Raw genomic sequence first — 19,447 nt, 5'->3', positions numbered from 1 at the left:
TCGGACCATGAACGACGCACCGGCCCCCACGGCCCCGCCCGCCGTCCGCTTCGACACGAAGATCGCCGTCCTGCTGCGCGAGGACCTGGAGACCTGGCAGCGCCTGAACGTCACCGCGTTCCTGGTCAGCGGCCTGGGCACAGAACTCCCCGAGGTCGTCGGGGAGCCGTACGAGGACGCGGACGGCGTCCCCTACCTGCCGATGTTCCGCCAGCCGGTGCTGGTGTTCGAGGGCTCGAAGGAGACCCTGACGGCGGCCCACGCGCGCGTGCTCTCCCGCGCCCTGCCGCGCGCGGTGTTCACCGGCGACCTCTTCGCTACCGGCAACGACCGCGACAACCGCGCGGCGGTACGGGCCGTGGCGACGGACGCACTGGACCTGGTGGGACTGGCGGTGTACGGCCCGCGGAACGCGGTGGACAAGGTGCTGAAGGGGGCGCGGATGCATCCGTGAGGAGAGGGGCCGTTGGGCTGTCCCTCCACTGAGCTGGGGAGGCTGCCGGGCCGGGGGCACCGCCGGGCCGGAGGGGACACCCCCCGCCCGTCAGGCGGCGCTGACGTCGGCCGCGGCGGTGACCGGCCCGGGCGCACCGGCGCTCTCCGCCGCACCAGCCGCCCCCACCGCCTCATCCGTGGCCTCCGTGGGCAGCCGTCGCATCAGCAGGGCGTACCCGGCCCCGGCGACCGTCCCGACGACCGCGCACAGCCCCCACAGCCACTCCGCCCCGAACCGGTCGATGACGAGGCCGGACGACAGCGGGGCGAGGAGCGACGCCGCGGCCCACGACAGGGTGTACATGCCCTGGTAGCGCCCGCGTCCGTGGACCGGGGAGAGACGGACGACGAGCCCCGTCTGGGTGGGCGCGTTGACGATCTCGGCGAGGGTCCACACGCAGACGGTGAGCGCGAAGACGCCGACGGACCCGGCGAAGGCGGTCAGCCCGAAGCCGTATCCGGCGAGGACCGACGAGATCACGAGCAGCCGGCCCGGATCCCGGTGCTCGATGAACCGGGTGACCGGGATCTGGAGCACGACGATGAGGACGCCGTTGACGGCGATGGCCATGCCGTAGTCGGCCGGGGTGAAGCCGGCCGCGCCCATCGCCACGGGCAGCCCGATGGAACCCTGCTGGAAGACGAAGGCGACCAGGAACGACAGCCCGACCAGCCCCATGAACCGCCCGTCGCGCAGCACGGTCCGCAGCCCGACGGAGTCCTGGCGCAGGGCCTTGTCCACCGGCCGGGGCCGTGACTCGGGCAGCTTGAGGAAGACGACGACCGCGCAGACGAGGGTCATGCCGGCCTCGACGAGGAAGCCGGCGAGGTAGCTGACCTCGGCGATGAACCCGGCGGCCATGGAGGAGACGGCGAAGCCGAGGTTGATGGCCCAGTAGTTGAGGGAGAACGCCCGGACCCGGTCCTCCGGCCGCACGATGTCGGCCATGATCGCCTGCACGGCGGGCCGGGAGGCGTTGGAGGCCGCCCCGACGAGGAAGGCGACGCCGGCGATGACGACGGGGTGGTGCACGAAGCCGAGCAGGGCCACGGAGAGGGCGGTGGCGACCTGGGCGACGAGCAGCGTGGGCCGCCGCCCGAGCCGGTCGGCCATGACCCCGCCGCCGAGGGAGGAGACCACCCCGCCGAGCCCGTGCAGCGCGGCGACGAGTCCGGCGTAGGAGGCGGAGTACCCGCGGTCGAGGGTCAGGTACAGCGCCATGAAGGTGGCGACGAAGGCGCCGAGCCGGTTGACGAGGGTGCTGGTCCACAGCCACCAGAACTCGCGGGGCAGCCCGGAGACGGTCTCGCGGGCGGCACGTCTCAAGGAGGCGACGGACATGGGTGATCCCCCGGATGTAAGCGGTGCAGGTGGTACGGAGAACTTACGGAGCGGCGGGTCCCGGGGGCCACTCGATTAGCAGGATCGGTCAACTGTCCCGCCGCCGCCCGCCGCCCGCCGCGCTCCCGCTCACCTGTGCCCAGGGCGTCCGCGCTACGGGCGCGGGCGGGCCGGGACGCACCCTTCGATTACGCTCATCCACATGGCCGACGCACCGTACAAGCTGATCCTCCTCCGCCACGGCGAGAGCGAGTGGAACGCGAAGAACCTGTTCACCGGCTGGGTGGACGTCAACCTCAACGAGAAGGGCGAGAAGGAGGCAGTCCGCGGTGGCGAGCTCCTGAAGGACGCCGATCTCCTCCCCGACGTGGTCCACACCTCCCTCCAGAAGCGCGCCATCCGCACCGCGCAGCTGGCCCTGGAGGCCGCGGACCGCCACTGGATCCCGGTCCACCGCTCCTGGCGCCTGAACGAGCGCCACTACGGCGCCCTCCAGGGCAAGGACAAGGCCCAGACCCTCGCCGAGTTCGGCGAGGAGCAGTTCATGCTGTGGCGCCGCTCCTACGACACCCCGCCCCCGCCCCTCGAGGACGGCACCGAGTTCTCCCAGTCGGACGACGCGCGCTACGCCACGATCCCCCCGGAGCTCCGCCCCCGCACGGAGTGCCTCAAGGACGTCGTCATCCGCATGCTCCCCTACTGGTACGACGGCATCGTCCCCGACCTCCTGGCCGGCCGCACGGTCCTCGTCGCCGCCCACGGCAACAGCCTCCGCGCCCTCGTCAAGCACCTCGACGGCATCTCCGACGCCGACATCGCGGGCCTGAACATCCCGACGGGCATCCCGCTGTTCTACGAACTCGACGCCGACTTCAAGCCGGTCACCCCGGGAGGCCGCTACCTCGACCCCGAGGCGGCCGCAGCCGCCATCGAGGCGGTCAAGAACCAGGGCAAGAAGAAGTAAGCACGTACGTACAAGCCCCCTACCTGCGGTTCTTCCGCTGGTAGGGGGCTTCTTGCTGTGCTGGGGCCGTCTGTGGGCCGTCAGGTGCTGATCGGGCCGTCAGGTGGGTCGACGCCAGCGGCGGATCCGGATGTCGAGGACGATCAGCAGCGCGACGGGGACGGCGATCGCGGCGGGGGCGTCGGCCCAGAGGGCGAGCGCGCCGCCGGCTGTACCGATGAGCGCGATCGGCAAGTCGCGGGGACAGATGTCGACGGTGACACCTGCGCGTGGGACCATGTGGTCTCCTTCTGTATTTGGTTTCGGATTACGGCTTCCGGATGCGGAAACGGAAACGAATGCCGCCCCTTGGCCGGGCGGCATTCGCATGTGGTGAGACTTTCGCACAGATCCGTCTGCTCAGACAAACGTGCAGCTAGATAGGGGTCTGCTACTCGCGCAGTGTAAAAGTGAGAGCGAGGTCCCGATGGGGGCGGTCATTCCAGTCCTGGAACGAGACGTTCAGCGAATTGAACAACAAGTTGTTCCACAACTTGACCTGCAAGTGCGCTGCTCATGAGGCGCCTAGCATTCCATTCGGATGTGGTAATCACCAATCCCTTCCTTGCTGGCAAGGAAGTTTCCCTCCCGCGGGAGGGAAAGCGGCGCGTGATCTATTTTTGCCTGGTCGACTCCCTGAGGTGATCGTAAGTGTGAGCGATCGCCTTTCGAGTGCGTTCCTGGCTGGATGGCATGAGATGCGCGTACACGCGGAGCGTCAGGCCCGGGTCCGAGTGGCCGAGGTACTTGGCGAGGGCCTTGATGTTCTCCCCGGCGTCCAGGAGGACCGAGGCGTAGAAGTGGCGGAGCGCGTGCATGCCGTTCTCGCGGGACTCGGCGTACGACTCGCCCGGCTTCCGCTCGGGGATCACGCCGGCTGAAGCCAGGGCGCGCTTCCACACCTCCTCATTGAGGGACGTCCGCCAGACGTGACTGCCGCAGGGACCGGTGAAGATCAGCCGCTTGGTGACCGGAGGGCCATCCGCCACCTTCCACGGCAAGGTGATGTCGACCGGCGGGAACCGCTTCAGGTGGGCCCGCAGGGCATCAGCGACTGGCCCAGGAAGCGGCACGTCCCGGAGCCTGCCACCCTTGGGCGGGGCGAAGACGGCCTTGCTTCGGCTCAGCTTGAGTTGTTGGACCACGTGCAATGTGTCCGACTTGAAGTCGAGCGCATCGACGGCCACGCCGAGGATCGCCCTGTCGCAACCCGCAGCCGCCACCCAGGTCGACCATGGCCCGGAACCGCTCGGGCATGCTGGCCCGGACGGCGAAGACCCGTTCCAGCGTCCAGGGGGCGATGCGCTTGTTGTCCACGGCCGGTGGCCGGACCGAGCGGGCGGCGCACGGGTTCCGGGGGAGGTGCCCGTCATCCACGGCCGCGCTGAGGGCGGCGCGCACGTTGGAGTAGATCGTCCGGGCATACGAGCCACGGACGCCGTTCTCCTGGAGCTGCCGCACCCAGTCGCGGATGTGCGCGGGCTGGAAGGAGCCGAGAGGGCGCGACCCCAGGTAGGGAAAGGCGTGCAACCGGAGCTGCGACTCCATCGAGGCCTGAGTGTTCGGGTCCGGGTCACCCACTTCTCGGCGTACTGCTGGAAGGTGATCAGGGTCGCGCGGGGGTCGATGTACTGCCCCCGCGCCATGTCCGCTTCAGTCTGCGCTAGCCACTGTTCGGCGAGCCGCTTCTGACGGTCGGGGAAGCTCTTGGACTTCTCGGTGCCGTCCGGGCCCACATAGCGGGCGCGGTAGCGCATGCCCGTACCGTAACGCTCGGTCTTGACCTTGCGAGGCTTGCCGTCCGGCCCCTTCTCTTCCCTGTACCAGCGGTCTTGGATGTGTCCGGCCATCAGGCAGCGGCCCCCTTGATCTGGGACTCCACCCAGGCGCGTACGTCGTCCGGATCAAATCGCAGGTGCCGGCCGACCCGGAATCCACGAGGACCGGTGCGCTTACGACGCCACTGGTAGACCGTCTCGACACTGGGCAGCCCGAACATCTCCACCAAGTCCTCAGCAGTCAGGAACCGCGTGGGAAGGGTGCGCGGTGCGGCGGCTACTTCGGCCGAGGCGCGGCGTCGATCAGCCATGCGTGGGCTCTCCTTCCGTGCCGGGGGCGGGTTCGAGGGATGCGGCGAGCGAGGCTTCGGCGCTGCTGAGGCCCGTGCCGGCGAACACCCAGTGGGCGAGTACGAGCGTGGAGTCGCTGTCCTGCGGGACGGGCGGGGCCGTCTGGGACCGGCGGCAGTCGGCGCGGGCGGTGCGGAGTGCGCCGAGGGTGGTGGAGTAGCGGCGGGACTTGGTGGAGAAGTGGCCGCGGAAGCCGAGCATGTGGGCCCAGGCGCGCAGGCGGAGGTGTTCGAGGTCCTTGCGCGCGCCGAGGGTCCAGGCGGTGCGGATCATGCGGTGGGCGTGGTCGGTGATGCGGGCGTGGGCCAGTTCGGCGAGGAAGCGGATCGGTCGGTTCAGGGTGCCGGTCGTCGTCTCGGCGCCTTTGGTGGCGTACTTGGCGATGTAGGCGGCGACGGCCCGTTCGGTCAGTTCCTGGCCGCCGTCGAGGTCGGCGGAGCGGATTGGGCGGACGTCGAGTTGCCGGCCGAAGGTGAAGGTGTGGGTCCGGCCGTCGATCTCCGGGCCGTCCACGCGGGAAGCGGTGGCGGCGGCGCGGATGGCGTCGGTCAGCAGTTCGGCCGTGGCCCAGGGCGGGGGCGGGGTGTCGCCGCCTTCCGGGCCGTCGAGGCGGATGACCGCGTGGAAGTGGACTGCGCCGCGCTTCTGGTACTCGGCGACCTTGGCGAAGGAGATGCGGGCGTGGTGGCGGAAGGTGCGTTGGGTGAGGCCGGCGCGCTTGGCGACTTCGCGGCGGAGGTAGATCGAGAAGCGGCGCCAGAGGGCGCCGGCGTGAGCGTTCCAGAGGACAGCCGCTTCGTAGTCGGGCCGTCGGTGCGGCGGTCGTGGACCGGGCCCCAGTAGCCGACGACTTCACCCGCCTGGAAGCGCTCACCCCGTCTGTCTGGAGAGTGCCGGCGGAAGCCCGCCCCATCGCACCGGCAGGTTCCACACTCCCCCGACTGGCGACGGAGCTCCCGCAACACACCTTCGCCCTGATCGACCCGAAGGACGGCGCCGAGGGCGTCACACGCCAGCTCGAAGACCTGGTCACCCACCTCAGGCCGATGTCGATCGATCTCCTGGACGTCGGTGGCGACGTGTTGGCCCGCGGCGACGAACCGACCCTGAAGAGCCCACTCGCCGACTCCCTGACACTGGCAGCGTGCTGCCAGATGAACGCACCCGTACGCCTGTTGGTCGCAGGCCCCGGCCTGGACGGCGAACTGTCGCACGAGGACCTGCGAGGCATACTCGGCCTACTCGTCCACACGTTCACCGCGGAGGACGCGGAGCCGATCAGCCAGGTCCTGGAGTGGCACCCCTCAGAGGCAACAGGCATGCTCGCGGCAGCAGCCCGAGGAGTACGCGGCACATGCGAAGTCCGAGACGCCGGCCTGCCCATCCCCCTCACCGACGAGAGCCCGACGCTCCACGAGGTCGACCTGGACGAAGCAGTAGGCCGAAACGAACTGGCACGCGCCATCATGTCGACCACCACCCTGGACGAAGCAGAGGCACTGAGCCGCGAGATCTGCGGCTTCTCCGAGATCGACTACGAGCGGAACAAGGCTCTCTGGCTCAAGGACCAGCGGCTGGCGAAGCTCGACGCCGAGTCGGTGCTACCCCACCTCGCCCAGTTCGAGGCAGCCGCCTGAAGCCGCGGAGTCACTCACACGACGTTCCGCCGCCTCACCGAGGTGCTGAACCTCAACGGCTCACAGCGCGATGACCTGCGCCGACTGCTCATCGACAGCCGATCGGAGCAGTTCGAGGCCCCACTGTGGCACATCCCAGACGCAACCTGAGTAACAACCTTCTTTACGGTTCAAGGCGGCTCGCTCCGCTCACCGCGCAGGCCCGGCCGCCGGCCGGGCCTGCGCTCCTGTCTCCGTCCCGCTCCAGCCCGGCCGGCGCCCGTCCCGCGCTCACGGCAATCAGTCGCCTGATGCCAGAGAAGGGGTACGTCGAGGCTGGGGCGGTCGGCTCCGCAGCTTCACGGAGCCATTTCGGAGCGAACCTCGAAGATCATGACGCCAAAGTAGATCCACCTCAAGTAAATCTTAGCCGAGAACCATTAATCGACTCTCAGGCAGGCGAGGAAATGAGCGTCTGCTCTGAGTCAGAAGTTCCGAGAGATATGAGAGAGGAACTCATCGGTTGCCATTTCGTGCGTTGATGCGCCAACTCTCACGAAGAATCGATTCTTGTACGAAATGGGCTTGCCGAGTGATCGAGGTTTCATAATCCAAAGGACTTTTCCGTCACAGACGAGTGGGCTGAAGCTGTGCACAAGGTCGGCCGAGAAATCAGAGTCCACAGGGGCGGACTTGATCCTTTCCTGCCATTTGAGCCACCAAGAGTCGATGTCGTGGCCCAAGTGAGCGATCTGCTCTTCAGTGCCCACTACATGCTGCCCATGAATTTCGACCGGAGTCACGCCGAAGAGTTCTGTCGAGCGCTGTGCCGCCGACGGTTTATCTGCGACCCCGATCAGAATGAGGCCGGCTGCATCGCGACTCCAGTTTGCCATGCCAACTGCGGTCTGCATTACTTCGTCAAACAGATCCGCATTCTCCATTGGGGGATTCGAGAGTACGCAGAATCCTTGCTTAAGCTCGACTAGGGGATCCTCGTTAACTGGGCCCTGCAGGTAGCTTTCGATCAAGAGGCGCGCATTGAGCTGCTTGGCAATGCTTTTGGGTTCGGGCTTAAAGAAAGCCTTCTTGATACGTCGCTTCACTCTCGGATATAGTTTGGCCTTTTCATCCCTGCCCCATGCGCTCCCGCCGGTTGGAATGGCAATATCGCGCCCCCAGAAGTTGTCCAATACGTTGCGAACAGCGTCCAATGAGAGAGGCTGCATCTCATCAATGAAGATGAGTTCGTAGAGGATGGAAAAGACTGCCTGAAACTGCCGGCGGGTGCCCTTCTCGTAGGTCTCAAGGTGGACCATGTGGCGCCCAAGTGGACCGTGGTCCTGCATGGCTTCATCCAGCATCTCGATAACTGCCACGATGCGTTGCTGCAGGTTTTCGACGCCAACAGCCATGATGGCCGCGTTAACTTCATCCGGGGAAGCTGACCTGATTTTCCGTGGCAAGCCGTATGCCACGTCCCGATTCTGCCACCCGCTTGTAGGCCATGGATTTAGGACGGCATCGAGAACCAAGTCTAAAACCATTTCCTCGTCACCAGATGAACGAATGTCGTCCGCGCCGATAATATCGTGTCGCGTCCAGAAGATGCGATCTAGATCTAGGCCGTATTCGAGATCCTTCCGTGAGATGGAGAGCTTTTCCATCTCGCTGAGAGTCAGAGCCTCGGCGAAAGTCCCGTCGCCCCGAATGGTGGCGCTAGTGCGGCGCACTACATCTGAAAGCGGCCCCATTACACCTGCCTGCCGAATCTCGTGCAGGCTCAAGCGCCTTCCGCCGCTATTGATTCGGCGGAACACCTCGTCGATCGACGAGGTTGCCGCGTCGCGATAAGTCGAGACGGGGATCTGATAGTTGGCGATTTCCAAGGATGTTTCGCGCGACATTACGGGTTCATTTTGGCTAAGCTCTCCCGAGTGGAGCTTGGCCAATGTATCGCCCGTTGTAGCCAAATCGAAGTACTCACCTTTATAGGGGTACTTATTTTCCATGAAGGAGAAGAATGCTTCGAGGCGCTGAAGTCCATCGATTAGCTCAAAGATCTCCACCCCGCCCTTCCTTCTCTGGGCAAGGAGGATTAGTGGGATCGGCAGCTTGTTGACGGCGGAGTCGATGAGCTTTTCCTTTTCGTCGCGCGTCCAGACGAGCTTCCGCTGATAGCGACGGTCGACAAGGAGTTTATTCCTGTAGTACTGATTGTAGAGCTGGTGGAGGTTCTGCCCTTGGACGGATAGCTCTGAACTCTGCATGAGTATCACCGTAGCTGACATGGTTGGGGTTGGTCCTGTGCATCACAGAATTGGGCCAGGTGAAGTTGCGGTGGCGCGTGCCTGAGTACTGCCTGCGGAGCCCGGTCAAGCTCGCTGATGGATGCGGATCTTCAGCACAGGTGAGGAGCACACCAGCGAAGGCAGAGTCCCCGCTCCAGCAACTCCGGGACAATGAGGTCATCACCCAAGGTTTTACTGCCACGCTTCCGCTGGTCGGCTCACTCTGGTCGACAGCATGGCAGCGTGGCTGAGGCCGGTGGGGGTGCGGCGAGGCACACGCCTGCGTTGTCGGTCGGTGAACCCGCCATCGTGGCTGACTGTCGTCGGCTGAGGCTCAGACACTCCGGGGCCCAGTTCCGCCAAGGGACGTTCGAGGCGAAGGCACCGTGCCATTCGCGTGCCAGATACTGCAGGCAATCACGGGGAACAGCGGGAACTCGCCCGGGGGCGACCAGGACTCCAGCACCACTCTGCTGTAGGTCAGCGCAGCAACCGCCGCCAAGCCCAATTCCAAGCCAATGGCTCAAACTCCGTCGTCGTGGGCCGGCCGTCGTGGCTCGCTCTGGGCAACGGCGTTGGCAACGTGGCTCAGGTCAGTGGGGGTACAGCGAGACACACGCGTGCGTGGTCGGTCGGCGCCCCGCCGTCGTGGCGGGCTGTCGTCAGCTGAGGTTCAGACTGGGCGCGTCGAAGGTGCTGGCCGTCAGACGAGCGCGGCAAACCTGGGCCGTCCCTGGGCCGTCCGAGGCCGCTCGACAGTGGCCAATGATGACCAACGACTACCACCAAGCGCCCGATCCCACCGCGCCTGACCAGCAAAAACCCAGCTCCCCAAGATCCCCGACAGGACCCAGGGCAAGAAGAAGTAACCCGACACCATCAAGCCCCCGACCTGCTGTTTCCTGGCAGGGCGGGGGCTTTTTGGTGGGGCGGGGAGTCGTCAGCCCGCGCTCGCCCCTGTGTCCGGGTGGGGCACCTCCACCTCCGGCCGGGGCATCAGCACCGCGGAGACCACCATGCGGGACGAGGCCATGACGTCGGTCACGAAGCGCAGGCGTCCGATGCCGAGGCGGCGCAGGGTCGGGCCGTGGTCGGTGGCGACGACGAGGGAGACCGTGAGCAGGAGAAGGCGCCACAGGGTCATCAGCGGGTGGCGCAGTGCGCGGGGCAGCTCTGCCAGGGAGGCGTGCAGCCGCTCGCAGTGGAACGGGACGTGACGCTGTTCGTCGGACAGGATCCGGCCCGCCACGTCCGTGGTGAGCGGGTCGTCGGTGCCCTCGCGCAGAGCGCGGTAGTAACGCAGCGCCACGACCTCCGCGATCATCAGCACCAGCAGTTCCATGCGCAGGCCCATGAGGCGCCGCAGCCGTACGAAGGCCGCGTCGCTCCAGTGCCCGGTCAGCGTCGGTACGCCCCCCGCGGCCAGCAGCCGGGCGAGGAGACGGGCGTGGTTCTGTTCCTCGGCGACGAAGAGCCGGACCGCCCGCGCGTAGTCGGGGTCGCCGGCCCGGTCCGCTGTGCCGACGAGGTCGGCGCCGTCACCGTCCTCGCCGACCTGGAAGCGCTGGATGCCGGCCCACACCGCCGGATGCAGCGTCGCGCCCTGCCCCCAGTCCGGATCGCCCTGGACGCGCCTGCGCTCGCGCTCGTCCTCGAACCGCCTTGTCCACTCGGCGAAGTCGCCCGTACGCACCCGGTCTCCCCTCTCCGGGACACGGCCATGCCCCGGAGAGGGACGACGCGGACGGACGCCGAACCGTTCCGCCGCCGCCGGACAGCGCCGCTCCTCCACGGGCCTCGGTCAGCGGAGAGGGGCGCGGGTTCCAACGAGTGAATCCGGCGGGTCGGCGCGTGGCGGCCAGTGCGACAGCGGGAAGGTCATGGCACACCGGACCAACGACGGGCAGGAGGCATGCCGGTGCCGAAGTTCCTCATCCAGGCCACCTACACGCCCGAGGGCACCAAGGGGCTGCTCAAGGAAGGCGGGAGTGGCCGCCGCGCCGCCGTCGACCAGGTCGTCACCGGCCTCGGCGGGCAGGTCGAAGCCATGTACTTCGCCTTCGGGGAGGACGACATCGTGCTCATCGTCGACTTCCCCGACCCGGTCTCCATGGCCGCCGTCAGCCTCACCGTCAAGGCCAGCGGAGCCCTCCACACCCGGGCCACCCCGCTCCTCACCCTCGAAGAGATCGATCAGGCCGCCCGCCGGCAGGTCACCTTTCGCTCCCCCGGCGCGTGAGTCCGGACAGGCCCCTGCCGGCGGTCGATCCGCCGGCAGGGGCCTGTCGCTGTGCGGGAGCCGTCCAGGTCGGCTGCCGCGCTACTGGCGGTGCCGGGGCTTGCCCTTGCGTGGGGGCAGGGTCAGGGTGATCTGCCGGACGAGTTGCTGGAGGCAGGCCAGGCAGGCGAGGGCGGGGAGGGCGGCTCCGGCGATGCCGGTGAAGGTCCTCTCGGCCTGTGCCACGCACAGCATCATCGCGACGGAGGAGAACAGCAGGACGATGAACCATGAATTGAACGCCCGGCGCTGATGCAGGGCGGTTCGCAGAATGGAGAGAGAGGCCACCGTCCACGGGCCGTACACGAGAAGGGGCCACCAGGGAATCAGCCCGCTCTTCGTTTCGGACGTGATGCTCTGCAACGGTCCGTAGGCCACCACGCCGCAGAAGACGCTGACCATCGCCACGATGACGGAAACGAACGCGACGATGACGACGCTGCCCGTCTGCATCCACTTCAGCCGGAGTTTTCGGACCCGGATCTTCCGATGCCCGGTGGGAGAACGTCGGATGGGCGGCAACTGGGCGGTGATCTGCGCCAGGCCCTCCATCGGGTCGGCGTAGTCGACACCGGGCGACGCCTCACCGCGAGGCGGCGGCACCATGGCCTCCGGCTCCGTGGGAACAGCCTCTTGCAGGAGATAGGCGAGTTCCTCGACCGGGTCCCAGGCCGAGTCCGGGGGCACCAAGGGATCTCCGACGTTCAGGGCGTCGGCGGGGCCGCCGTGCCGCCCGGCGCCGGAACCATAGGAATATGAATCGGAATACCATTCATGCCGTACAAAGGGAGGATCCGCATAGTCGTGATTCATGGAAATCCGCTCCCGTCACGCACGGTCGGCGTGACAGCCGGACTTTTCCTGGCCGTTCCACCGCTGGTTGAGTTCCTCTTGGGCCGCCTCCAGCAGGACGAGGAACTCGCGGAGCAGTGACTCGGTGACCTGGAGTTCGACCCGCATGCCGGTCCCGTGGAAGGCGCCGCCCTCACGTGCCGAGAGTGCCACACCAGGCGTGTAAGTGTATTTTCCCGCTGTCGCATCACGGGTCGCAGGCAGATTATCCTTCCTCACGCCGCGGTGAGGCAAGCCATGGAACCTTGCTGCTTTCGCCATATCCCGCTAACGCCGCTCCCACTCCTCCAGATGCGCGGCAAATGAGTGACCCTGGCGTGGGGGAAATCTTGAGGAGAGCGTTCTTGATTAAAGTCATCCGCACTTACTTCGCACGTTATTTGTCGAGCGGTTTGTCTGCTCAGATCTCTTGGCGCGGAGGGTGTGGGCGGAGGGCGCGGTGTGGGGAGGCCGGGGGCCAGGCCCCACCGTTCCGCCTCAACACGCCCATTTGATCACCATGTCGGTTCCCTAGAGTGATCAACGGTCCGGCCGTCGTCGACGCAGCCGGATGTACGGATTCACGGAGGGAACAGAGTGAAGGCAGCACTCAAGCGGCGCGCCGCCACCGTCATTCCGGTCGTCGTCGCCGCCGTCCTCGCGGGCGGCCTCGCGGCAGCCCCGGCGGCGCAGGCCAGTGGTTCGGACGGATGCGCCGGCGGATACGCGAAGTACACGTCGAAGGGCGACTACCTCTACGTCAAGGACCGCAAGGCCGACGGCCGCACCGTCTTCGTCAACCTCGAAGCGGCCAGTGGCAAGCCCTACTTCTGGGACACCTTCCACGTCACCCGAGGCGCGGGAAAGAGCTACACGTGGAACCTCGATCTCCCGGAGAAGCGGAAGGTCAGGATCATCGTCTCCCTCGTGAAGGGCGATCCGGCCAACACCAACAGCAAGTGGACCAAGTGCGCCACGTTCACCAGCGCCACCTGACCCCCTGCCCCCCTGATCCCCCGACCCGGCGACGCACCGCATGGCGAGGGCACTCAGGGGGCGTGGCCGCGGCTCACCCCAGTGCCCTCTCCAGCACGTCCCGGTGATCGGACACCCACCGGTAGGCCGTCCGCACCTCCGTGACCGCCCCGGCGTCGCGGAGCCGCCGCATCGCGGGGTCCCCCGCGTCGGCCCCGGCCTGGATGCCGCGCCGGCAGCGGTCCTGCCACCACAGCACCGTGGACACGAGGCCGCGCCGGTGCCGCCGTTCCAGCCCGTAGCTGTCGGCGATCAGCCTCATGCGCCGGGCCGCCTCCGTCGCGTCGGCCACGGACGGGCCGAGGCCGAGGTACTGCCAGCAGACGTGGGCGACGTCGTGGATGCGCTCGCCCGGCGCCGCGAGGTCCCAGTCGATGAACGCCACCGGGCGCAGCTCGCCACCGACCGGCCGGTAGACCGTGTTCTTGGGTGACAGGTCGTTGTGGCAGACGACCTCCTGGTCCCCGGCGAGCGCGGTGCCGGCCGTCAGGTCGTGGAACGCGCGCACGAGCCGGGCCACCGCCACCATGCTCGCGTCCGACGAGACGGCGGCGGGCTGCCGGGGTTCCCAGGCCACGTGCCCGTCGAGGTGGCTGAGGACCTCCCGGCCGTGCTCGTCCACACCGAGATGGCGGGGCGCTCCGTCCCAGCCCGCGGTCTCCAGGAGTCCCAGCAGGTCACCGACGTACGGCGTCCGTGCGGACACCGTACGGCGTACCGTGTTCCCGACCCGGACGACGGCGTTGACGAAGCCTCCGGGCAACGGCGACCCGGTCATGGCCTCATGCCTCATGCCTCATGGCCTCACACCTCATGGTCTCGCGCCTCATGCCTCATTCATGCCGCATCCTGTCCGCCCTCGTCCGGGGACGGACGAGGGGCCCGGCGCCGGAGCGCCCGGCCCCTCTCCCGTACGGCCTGTACGGCGGTGAGGTGAGGTCCTCAGCCGCACTGGCAGGGATTGCCCGACTGGCAGCCGCAGCCGCATCCCGAGCCGCAGCCGCACGCGCCGATCAGCATGAGGTTCCGGACGGCGACGGGCTGTTCGGTCGGATGGTCCTGGGTGGGGTCGGGGGTGGAGGTGCTGGGGGCTTCGGCCATGGGTTCCTCCCGGAGGCTAGGGCGCCTGTGCCCATTCCATGCCCGTTGTGTCCGGCGCATCAACGGCGCATGGGGGCTTCCCCGCGCCCCCGGCGGGTTCGAACGCCCCCGAGTGGCTCGCCTACGCCCCCTCGACCGACTGGATCTCGTTCGGCAGGTCCGGCTGGAAGTCGTCCGCGTGCTCGCCCGTCACCAGGAACACGACCCGCTTCGCGACCGCGACCGCGTGGTCGGCGAAGCGCTCGTAGTAGCGGCCGAGGAGGGTGACGTCCACGGCCGTCTCGATGCCGTGCTTCCAGCGCTCGTCGATGAGGTGCTGGAAGAGCGTGCGGTGCAGGAGGTCCATCGCGTCGTCGTCCGTCTCCAGCTGGAGCGCGAGGTCGACGTCCTTCGTGATGATCACCTCGGCCGCCTTGGCCATCAGGCGCTGTGCGAGCTGGCCCATCTCCAGGATGGTGGCGTGCAGGTCCCGCGGCACCGCCCGCTCGGGGAAGCGCAGCCGCGCCAGCTTCGCCACGTGCTGGGCGAGGTCGCCGGACCGCTCCAGGTCGGCCGACATGCGCAGCGACGTGACGACGATCCGCAGGTCGGTCGCCACCGGCTGCTGCCGCGCCAGCAGCGCTATGGCCCGGGCCTCCAGGTCGTGCTGGAGTTCGTCGATCTTCTGGTCGGCCTCGATCACGCTCTCGGCCAGCTTCAGATCGGCGTCGAGGATGGCGGTCGTGGCGCGCCCGACGGCCGACCCGACGAGCCGGGCCATCTCCACCAGACTGTCGCCGATCGAGTCCAGTTCCTCGTGGTACGCGTCCCGCATCAGGGGTTCCTCTCGTACTGGTACTTCCGGGGCTTCGCAATGCCGTGATGCCGGAGTATCGGCAATGCCGTGATGTCGCATATCGGTTCAGGGGTTCGGGGCACCCGGCGCTGTGAACCCCACGGTGCCACGGTCCGCCCCGTACGCGTCGGTTTCCGTCACCCCAAATGAACCACCCCTGGCGCCAAGGTGAACTCTGGGCGACGAGTGTTCGAGGTCCCACTCCGATGGCTGTGGCCAGGGAGGATCGCATGCCTAACCTGGACGCATGGACGTGAACGCGGCGGTCGCCGCAGCGGCAGCGATCGCCGGGGTGCTCACCGGTGTCATCGCCATGCTGGCGTTCCGTTGGAGCGAACGCGACCAGAACCGACCCACCAGGACCTCCTTGCACACCGATCCCGTGCTGCCGCCGGGCGTGGACACCGTCCTCTCCGTCCTCCGTTCCTCGGCCGTCGTCCTCGACGAGGCCGACGCCGTCGTCAAGGCCAGCTCCGCCGCGTACGCCCTCGGGCTCGTCCGCGGCGGTGAGCTGGCCGTGGAGCCCATGCTCCAGATGGCGCGGGACACCAGACGGGACGGCGAGATACGCCAGGTCGAGCTGGACCTGCCCCGGCGCGGCACCGGACGCGGCGAGGCGCTCGCGGTCTCCGCGCGCGTGGCGCCGCTGGGCTCCCGGCTGGTCCTCCTCCTCGTCGAGGACCTCACCGAGGCCCGCCGCATCGAGGCCGTACGGCGCGACTTCGTCGCGAACGTCAGCCACGAGCTGAAGACACCGGTCGGCGCGCTCTCCCTGCTCTCCGAGGCTGTCATGGACGCCTCCGACGACCCGGAGGCGGTGCAGCGCTTCGCCGGCCGCATGCAGATCGAGGCGACCCGGCTGACCAACCTGGTGCAGGAGCTCATCGACCTCTCCCGCGTCCAGAACGACGATCCCCTCGAGGACGCCGAACCGGTCAGCGTCGACGAGCTCGTCGCCGAGGCGATCGACCGCTGCCGCCACCAGGCGGGCACCAAGCAGATCACCATGGCCGCCGCGATCCAGGAGCCCGAGGAGCCGTCCGCCGAGGGCGGCGACCGCGGCGACCGCGGCCGGACGGACACCGCCCGGCTGCGCCTGTGGGGCAACCGCGGGCAGCTCGCCGCCGCCCTCGGCAACCTGGTCGAGAACGCCGTCAACTACTCACCCGCCCGCACCCGCGTCGGCATCGCCGCCCGCCGGGTGGCCACCCCCGGCGGGGACCTGATCGAGATCGCCGTGACCGACCAGGGCATCGGCATCTCCGACAAGGACAAGGAGCGCATCTTCGAGCGCTTCTACCGTGTCGACCCGGCCCGTTCCCGTGCCACCGGCGGCACGGGCCTCGGACTGGCCATCGTCAAACACGTGGCCGCCTCGCACGGCGGGGAGGTCACGGTGTGGAGCGCCGAGGGACAGGGCTCCACGTTCACCCTCCGGCTGCCGGAGGCGGGCGCCGTCCGTGACCGCGTCCGCCAGCACCCCGACCTCGACGCGTACGACACCGCGGCCGAGGGCGGGCCCGCCGGAGGAATCCCCGCCGATTCATCCCCCGACTCCACCGCGTACCACACGCTTTCCGCCCCGGAGGTCCTTCCGTGACCCGAGTGCTCGTCGTCGAGGACGAGGAGTCCTTCTCCGACGCCCTGTCGTACATGCTCCGCAAGGAGGGCTTCGAGGTCGCCGTCGCGACCACAGGGCCCGACGGACTCGACGAGTTCGAGCGCAACGGCGCCGACCTCGTCCTGCTCGACCTGATGCTGCCGGGGCTGCCCGGCACGGAGGTGTGCCGGCAGCTGCGCGGCCGCTCCAACGTGCCCGTGATCATGGTGACCGCCAAGGACAGCGAGATCGACAAGGTCGTCGGCCTGGAGATAGGAGCCGACGACTACGTCACCAAGCCGTTCTCCTCGCGCGAGCTGGTCGCCCGGATCCGGGCCGTGCTGCGCCGCCGCGGGGAGCCGGAGGAGGTCACCCCGGCGGCCCTGGAGGCCGGGCCGGTCCGGATGGACGTCGACCGGCACGTCGTCACGGTCTCGGGCTCGAAGGTCGACCTGCCGCTCAAGGAGTTCGACCTGCTGGAGATGCTCCTGCGCAACGCGGGCCGGGTCCTGACCCGTATGCAGCTCATCGACCGGGTGTGGGGAGCCGACTACGTCGGTGACACCAAGACCCTCGACGTGCACGTCAAGCGCCTGCGCGCCAAGATCGAGCCGGACCCGGGCGCGCCCCGCTACCTGGTGACGGTCCGCGGTCTCGGCTACAAGTTCGAGCCGTGAGCCACGAGCCACGAGCCACCTGCCGTGAGCCGTGAGCCGTGAGCGGTAGGCGGTGAGCGGTAAGCAGTAAGCAGTGAGCAGTGAGCAGTGAGCAGTGAGCAGTGAGCCGCTGAGCTGTGTGACGTCGTGACGTCGGCGGGCGGCACGACCGGAGGGCGGCACCCCGCGTGGGGTGCCGCCCTCCGGTCGTCAGGGGCGCTACGGCGCTCAGTGCTCCGCGGCGGCCGACTCCGAGGCGCTCGCGTCGGCCGACTCGGCGGCGGCGGGCGACTCGGTCGAGCCCTCCGTGGTGCCCTCGGCCGGCGACTCGGTGGCCGACGCCTCGCCGGACGGGGTCGCGGAGGCGGAGGCGGACTCCGGGGCGGTCGGGACCTCGCTCGGACCCCACTCGGTGAAGTAGCTCTCGGCGGGGACGACGAAGGCGCGCAGGCTGACCGCACCGGTCTCGCTGAAGGTGAAGGTGACCTTCTGGGCGTTGCCGTCCTGGACCGCCTCGCTGGCGCCGGGCAGGACGGCGGAGGCGTTGTCCGCGCCGCCGATGACGACCGAGCCGCCGGCCGGGACGGTCAGCTCGCCGTCCCCCTTCGCGGGCTTGATCTCCACCGGCTCGTCGACACCCTCGACGGTGATCGACTCCAGCGTCTGGGCGGCGTCGCTGTTGTTGAAGACGGTCGCCGAGACCGCGGCCGGGCCCGTCGACTCCGGGTCGGGCTGGGTGATGACGACGACGTTCTGCAGCTTGATGTCGCCGACGGTGGTGGCAGCGTTGTCCGGCTTGATCTGAAGGGTCTGGGCGTCGTTGCCCGCGCCGCAGGCGGCGAGCGTGGCGATCGAGAACGCGAGGGCGGAGGCGGCGAGGGCGCCGCGTCGAAGGCTGCTGCTCACGGCGGCGGCAACTCCTTGAAACGCACGGGCAGCTCACCTCATAAAGCCGCCCTAAGGGTCTGTCAGCGGGCCTTAGGTTACCGAGCCGTCCTCACGCCACCGCACCCGACCCGCCTCTAGCGTGCTCCAGCGCCCCGATGACCGCCACGGCGGGACTGTCGCCACTCCCGTCACGGCAGCCACAAGTGACCCGCGAGTCACATCGGCTTCTTCTCGATCGCCCGGACGTCGCCCCCCATTCACATAAGCGCCGCTCACCGGGGCGGGCGCGTTTTTGCGGACCGGAATGCGGGGCCGTCCGGAAAATTGATCACGCCCTGTTCGGCCGATGGTGTGATCAATTCCGGAAACGGCGTGGATCCGCCCCCGGACACCGAACGGAGTAGCGGAAGTCGCACGTCCGGAACCGGACATATGGGGATGTTCGGCCGTTCGGAACGGCCTCCGGAAGACTGTGACGTGCGTGTTTCGTCCCCCTTGGACAGCCGCTCCGACCTGCGAATACCTGCTTCCGCCGCCCGTCCGCAGCACGTTCCTGTTGCTGTTGTCAAGCCCCGAGATATGCCCTGACCTGCGAAAACGCCATTCAGGAACCGCCGTTTCCGTGTTACCCTGGATAGCCACGGAAGGGGTACCTGTCACATGACGTTCAAGGTTGGCGACACCGTGGTCTATCCCCATCACGGGGCCGCGCTGATCGAGGCCATCGAAACTCGCCAGATCAAAGGCGTGGACAAGACCTACTTGGTGCTGAAGGTCGCCCAGGGTGACCTGACGGTACGTGTGCCAGCGGACAATGCGGAGTTCGTCGGCGTGCGTGATGTGGTCGGTCAGGACGGGCTGGACCGGGTCTTCGAGGTGCTGCGTGCGCCGTACGCCGAGGAGCCCACGAACTGGTCGCGTCGCTACAAGGCAAATCTCGAGAAGCTCGCCTCCGGCGACGTCATCAAGGTCGCGGAAGTCGTGCGTGACCTGTGGCGCCGTGAGCGCGAGCGCGGACTCTCCGCCGGTGAGAAGCGCATGCTCGCCAAGGCGCGCCAGATCCTGGTGAGCGAGCTCGCCCTCGCGGAGAACACGAACGAGGACAAGGCCGAGGCGCTCCTCGACGAGGTCCTCGCGTCCTGACGCCGACGCAGCCGGCCTCGGCTCAGCACAGCAGGCTCAGCACAGCAGGCTCAGCACACTGAAATGCCGCGGTGCCCGATGACGTATCTCCTGTCGCCGGGCGCTGCGGCATGTCGCGTTCCGACGCCGTACGCCTGAACCCCCAGGGATGACCACTGACCTCCCCGCGGGGACGACCGCCCCTCGGGGGGACGACCGAGCCCT

The 19,447-nt window shown here is 68.0% G+C and carries 18 protein-coding genes and 3 pseudogenes; 8 read left to right on the top strand and 13 right to left on the bottom strand.

Annotation, left to right across the window (positions count from 1 at the left end; all coding sequences use genetic code 11):
• Positions 1-7 precede the first annotated feature (7 nt).
• Positions 8-454, top strand: a complete 447-nt coding sequence (locus tag ACZ3KJ_RS18165) for a DUF2000 family protein (protein WP_467528026.1) — start codon at positions 8-10, stop codon at positions 452-454.
• 90 nt (positions 455-544) lie between these two features.
• Here the strand turns inward: ACZ3KJ_RS18165 and ACZ3KJ_RS18160 are convergent, their stop codons facing one another.
• The gene (locus ACZ3KJ_RS18160; RefSeq protein WP_467528024.1) at positions 545-1,837 is read right to left on the bottom strand and encodes an MDR family MFS transporter; all 1,293 of its coding nucleotides are present in this window, start codon (positions 1,835-1,837) and stop codon (positions 545-547) included.
• Between the two features lie 202 nt (positions 1,838-2,039).
• Here ACZ3KJ_RS18160 and ACZ3KJ_RS18155 point away from each other — a divergent pair, with 202 nt between their 5' ends.
• The gene (locus ACZ3KJ_RS18155; RefSeq protein ID WP_389521270.1) at positions 2,040-2,801 is read left to right on the top strand and encodes a phosphoglyceromutase; all 762 of its coding nucleotides are present in this window, start codon (positions 2,040-2,042) and stop codon (positions 2,799-2,801) included.
• A gap of 99 nt (positions 2,802-2,900) precedes the next feature.
• Here ACZ3KJ_RS18155 and ACZ3KJ_RS18150 read toward each other — a convergent pair whose 3' ends face one another.
• The 4 genes and pseudogenes from ACZ3KJ_RS18150 to ACZ3KJ_RS18135 all read right to left on the bottom strand — a co-directional run.
• Entirely contained in the window at positions 2,901-3,080 is a 180-nt protein-coding gene (locus tag ACZ3KJ_RS18150; RefSeq protein WP_467528021.1) for a hypothetical protein, read from the bottom strand.
• Positions 3,081-3,454: 374 nt separating this feature from the next.
• A pseudogene (locus ACZ3KJ_RS18145) lies at positions 3,455-4,690 on the bottom strand (tyrosine-type recombinase/integrase).
• Positions 4,690-4,929, bottom strand: coding sequence for a helix-turn-helix transcriptional regulator (locus ACZ3KJ_RS18140; RefSeq protein WP_467528019.1), 240 nt, complete (start codon positions 4,927-4,929; stop codon positions 4,690-4,692). Before ACZ3KJ_RS18140 ends, ACZ3KJ_RS18145 begins: the two are co-directional and overlap by 1 nt.
• Positions 4,922-5,773 (bottom strand): annotated as a pseudogene (locus ACZ3KJ_RS18135) (replication initiator); the annotation flags it as partial. The pseudogene ACZ3KJ_RS18135 and the gene ACZ3KJ_RS18140, both read right to left, overlap by 8 nt.
• 41 nt (positions 5,774-5,814) lie before the next feature.
• Between ACZ3KJ_RS18135 and ACZ3KJ_RS18130 the strand changes: the two are divergent.
• Positions 5,815-6,756: pseudogene (locus ACZ3KJ_RS18130) on the top strand (DUF1152 domain-containing protein); the annotation flags it as partial.
• A gap of 314 nt (positions 6,757-7,070) precedes the next feature.
• Here the strand turns inward: ACZ3KJ_RS18130 and ACZ3KJ_RS18125 are convergent.
• Positions 7,071-8,855, bottom strand: a complete 1,785-nt coding sequence (locus ACZ3KJ_RS18125; RefSeq protein WP_467528017.1) for a GmrSD restriction endonuclease domain-containing protein — start codon at positions 8,853-8,855, stop codon at positions 7,071-7,073.
• 961 nt (positions 8,856-9,816) lie between these two features.
• Positions 9,817-10,569: a ferritin-like domain-containing protein gene (locus tag ACZ3KJ_RS18120; protein WP_467528015.1), complete on the bottom strand. Its 753-nt coding sequence runs from the start codon at positions 10,567-10,569 to the stop codon at positions 9,817-9,819.
• 225 nt (positions 10,570-10,794) lie between these two features.
• Between ACZ3KJ_RS18120 and ACZ3KJ_RS18115 the strand changes: the two genes are divergently transcribed.
• Entirely contained in the window at positions 10,795-11,115 is a 321-nt protein-coding gene (locus ACZ3KJ_RS18115; RefSeq protein WP_467528087.1) for a GYD domain-containing protein, read from the top strand.
• Positions 11,116-11,196: 81 nt separating this feature from the next.
• Here the strand turns inward: ACZ3KJ_RS18115 and ACZ3KJ_RS18110 are convergent, their stop codons facing one another.
• Complete coding sequence (locus tag ACZ3KJ_RS18110) at positions 11,197-11,967, bottom strand: DUF2637 domain-containing protein (RefSeq protein ID WP_467528014.1); 771 nt, start codon at positions 11,965-11,967, stop codon at positions 11,197-11,199.
• 15 nt (positions 11,968-11,982) lie between these two features.
• Positions 11,983-12,159 carry a hypothetical protein gene (locus ACZ3KJ_RS18105; RefSeq protein WP_467528012.1) on the bottom strand — a complete coding sequence of 59 codons (177 nt, stop codon included), beginning with the start codon at positions 12,157-12,159 and terminating at the stop codon, positions 11,983-11,985.
• A gap of 423 nt (positions 12,160-12,582) precedes the next feature.
• Here ACZ3KJ_RS18105 and ACZ3KJ_RS18100 point away from each other — a divergent pair, with 423 nt between their 5' ends.
• Positions 12,583-12,981, top strand: a complete 399-nt coding sequence (locus ACZ3KJ_RS18100) for a hypothetical protein (RefSeq protein WP_467528010.1) — start codon at positions 12,583-12,585, stop codon at positions 12,979-12,981.
• A gap of 73 nt (positions 12,982-13,054) precedes the next feature.
• On the opposite strand, the gene ACZ3KJ_RS18095 is transcribed toward ACZ3KJ_RS18100, so the two are convergent.
• The 3 genes from ACZ3KJ_RS18095 to phoU form a co-directional block, all read right to left on the bottom strand.
• Positions 13,055-13,813: a phosphotransferase family protein gene (locus ACZ3KJ_RS18095; RefSeq protein WP_467528009.1), complete on the bottom strand. Its 759-nt coding sequence runs from the start codon at positions 13,811-13,813 to the stop codon at positions 13,055-13,057.
• 149 nt (positions 13,814-13,962) lie between these two features.
• Complete coding sequence (locus tag ACZ3KJ_RS18090; RefSeq protein ID WP_385078373.1) at positions 13,963-14,121, bottom strand: hypothetical protein; 159 nt, start codon at positions 14,119-14,121, stop codon at positions 13,963-13,965.
• Between the two features lie 121 nt (positions 14,122-14,242).
• The gene (gene phoU / locus ACZ3KJ_RS18085) at positions 14,243-14,935 is read right to left on the bottom strand and encodes a phosphate signaling complex protein PhoU (protein WP_467528008.1); all 693 of its coding nucleotides are present in this window, start codon (positions 14,933-14,935) and stop codon (positions 14,243-14,245) included.
• Between the two features lie 268 nt (positions 14,936-15,203).
• Between phoU and phoR the strand changes: the two genes are divergently transcribed.
• Both phoR and phoP read left to right on the top strand, forming a co-directional pair.
• Positions 15,204-16,556: a two-component system sensor histidine kinase PhoR gene (phoR, locus tag ACZ3KJ_RS18080; RefSeq protein WP_467528007.1), complete on the top strand. Its 1,353-nt coding sequence runs from the start codon at positions 15,204-15,206 to the stop codon at positions 16,554-16,556.
• 5 nt (positions 16,557-16,561) lie between these two features.
• Positions 16,562-17,233 (top strand): two-component system response regulator PhoP, encoded by a 672-nt coding sequence (gene phoP, locus ACZ3KJ_RS18075; RefSeq protein WP_004000192.1) that lies wholly within the window; start codon positions 16,562-16,564, stop codon positions 17,231-17,233.
• A gap of 207 nt (positions 17,234-17,440) precedes the next feature.
• Here phoP and ACZ3KJ_RS18070 read toward each other — a convergent pair whose 3' ends face one another.
• Positions 17,441-18,118, bottom strand: coding sequence for a copper chaperone PCu(A)C domain-containing protein (locus ACZ3KJ_RS18070; protein ID WP_467528005.1), 678 nt, complete (start codon positions 18,116-18,118; stop codon positions 17,441-17,443).
• A gap of 642 nt (positions 18,119-18,760) precedes the next feature.
• Between ACZ3KJ_RS18070 and ACZ3KJ_RS18065 the strand changes: the two genes are divergently transcribed.
• The gene (locus ACZ3KJ_RS18065) at positions 18,761-19,243 is read left to right on the top strand and encodes a CarD family transcriptional regulator (protein WP_003953493.1); all 483 of its coding nucleotides are present in this window, start codon (positions 18,761-18,763) and stop codon (positions 19,241-19,243) included.
• The last annotated feature ends 204 nt before the right edge of the window (positions 19,244-19,447 follow it).

The organism is Streptomyces sp. NPDC003248, assembly GCF_055563235.1.
This window is presented reverse-complemented; position numbering and strand designations above follow the sequence as displayed.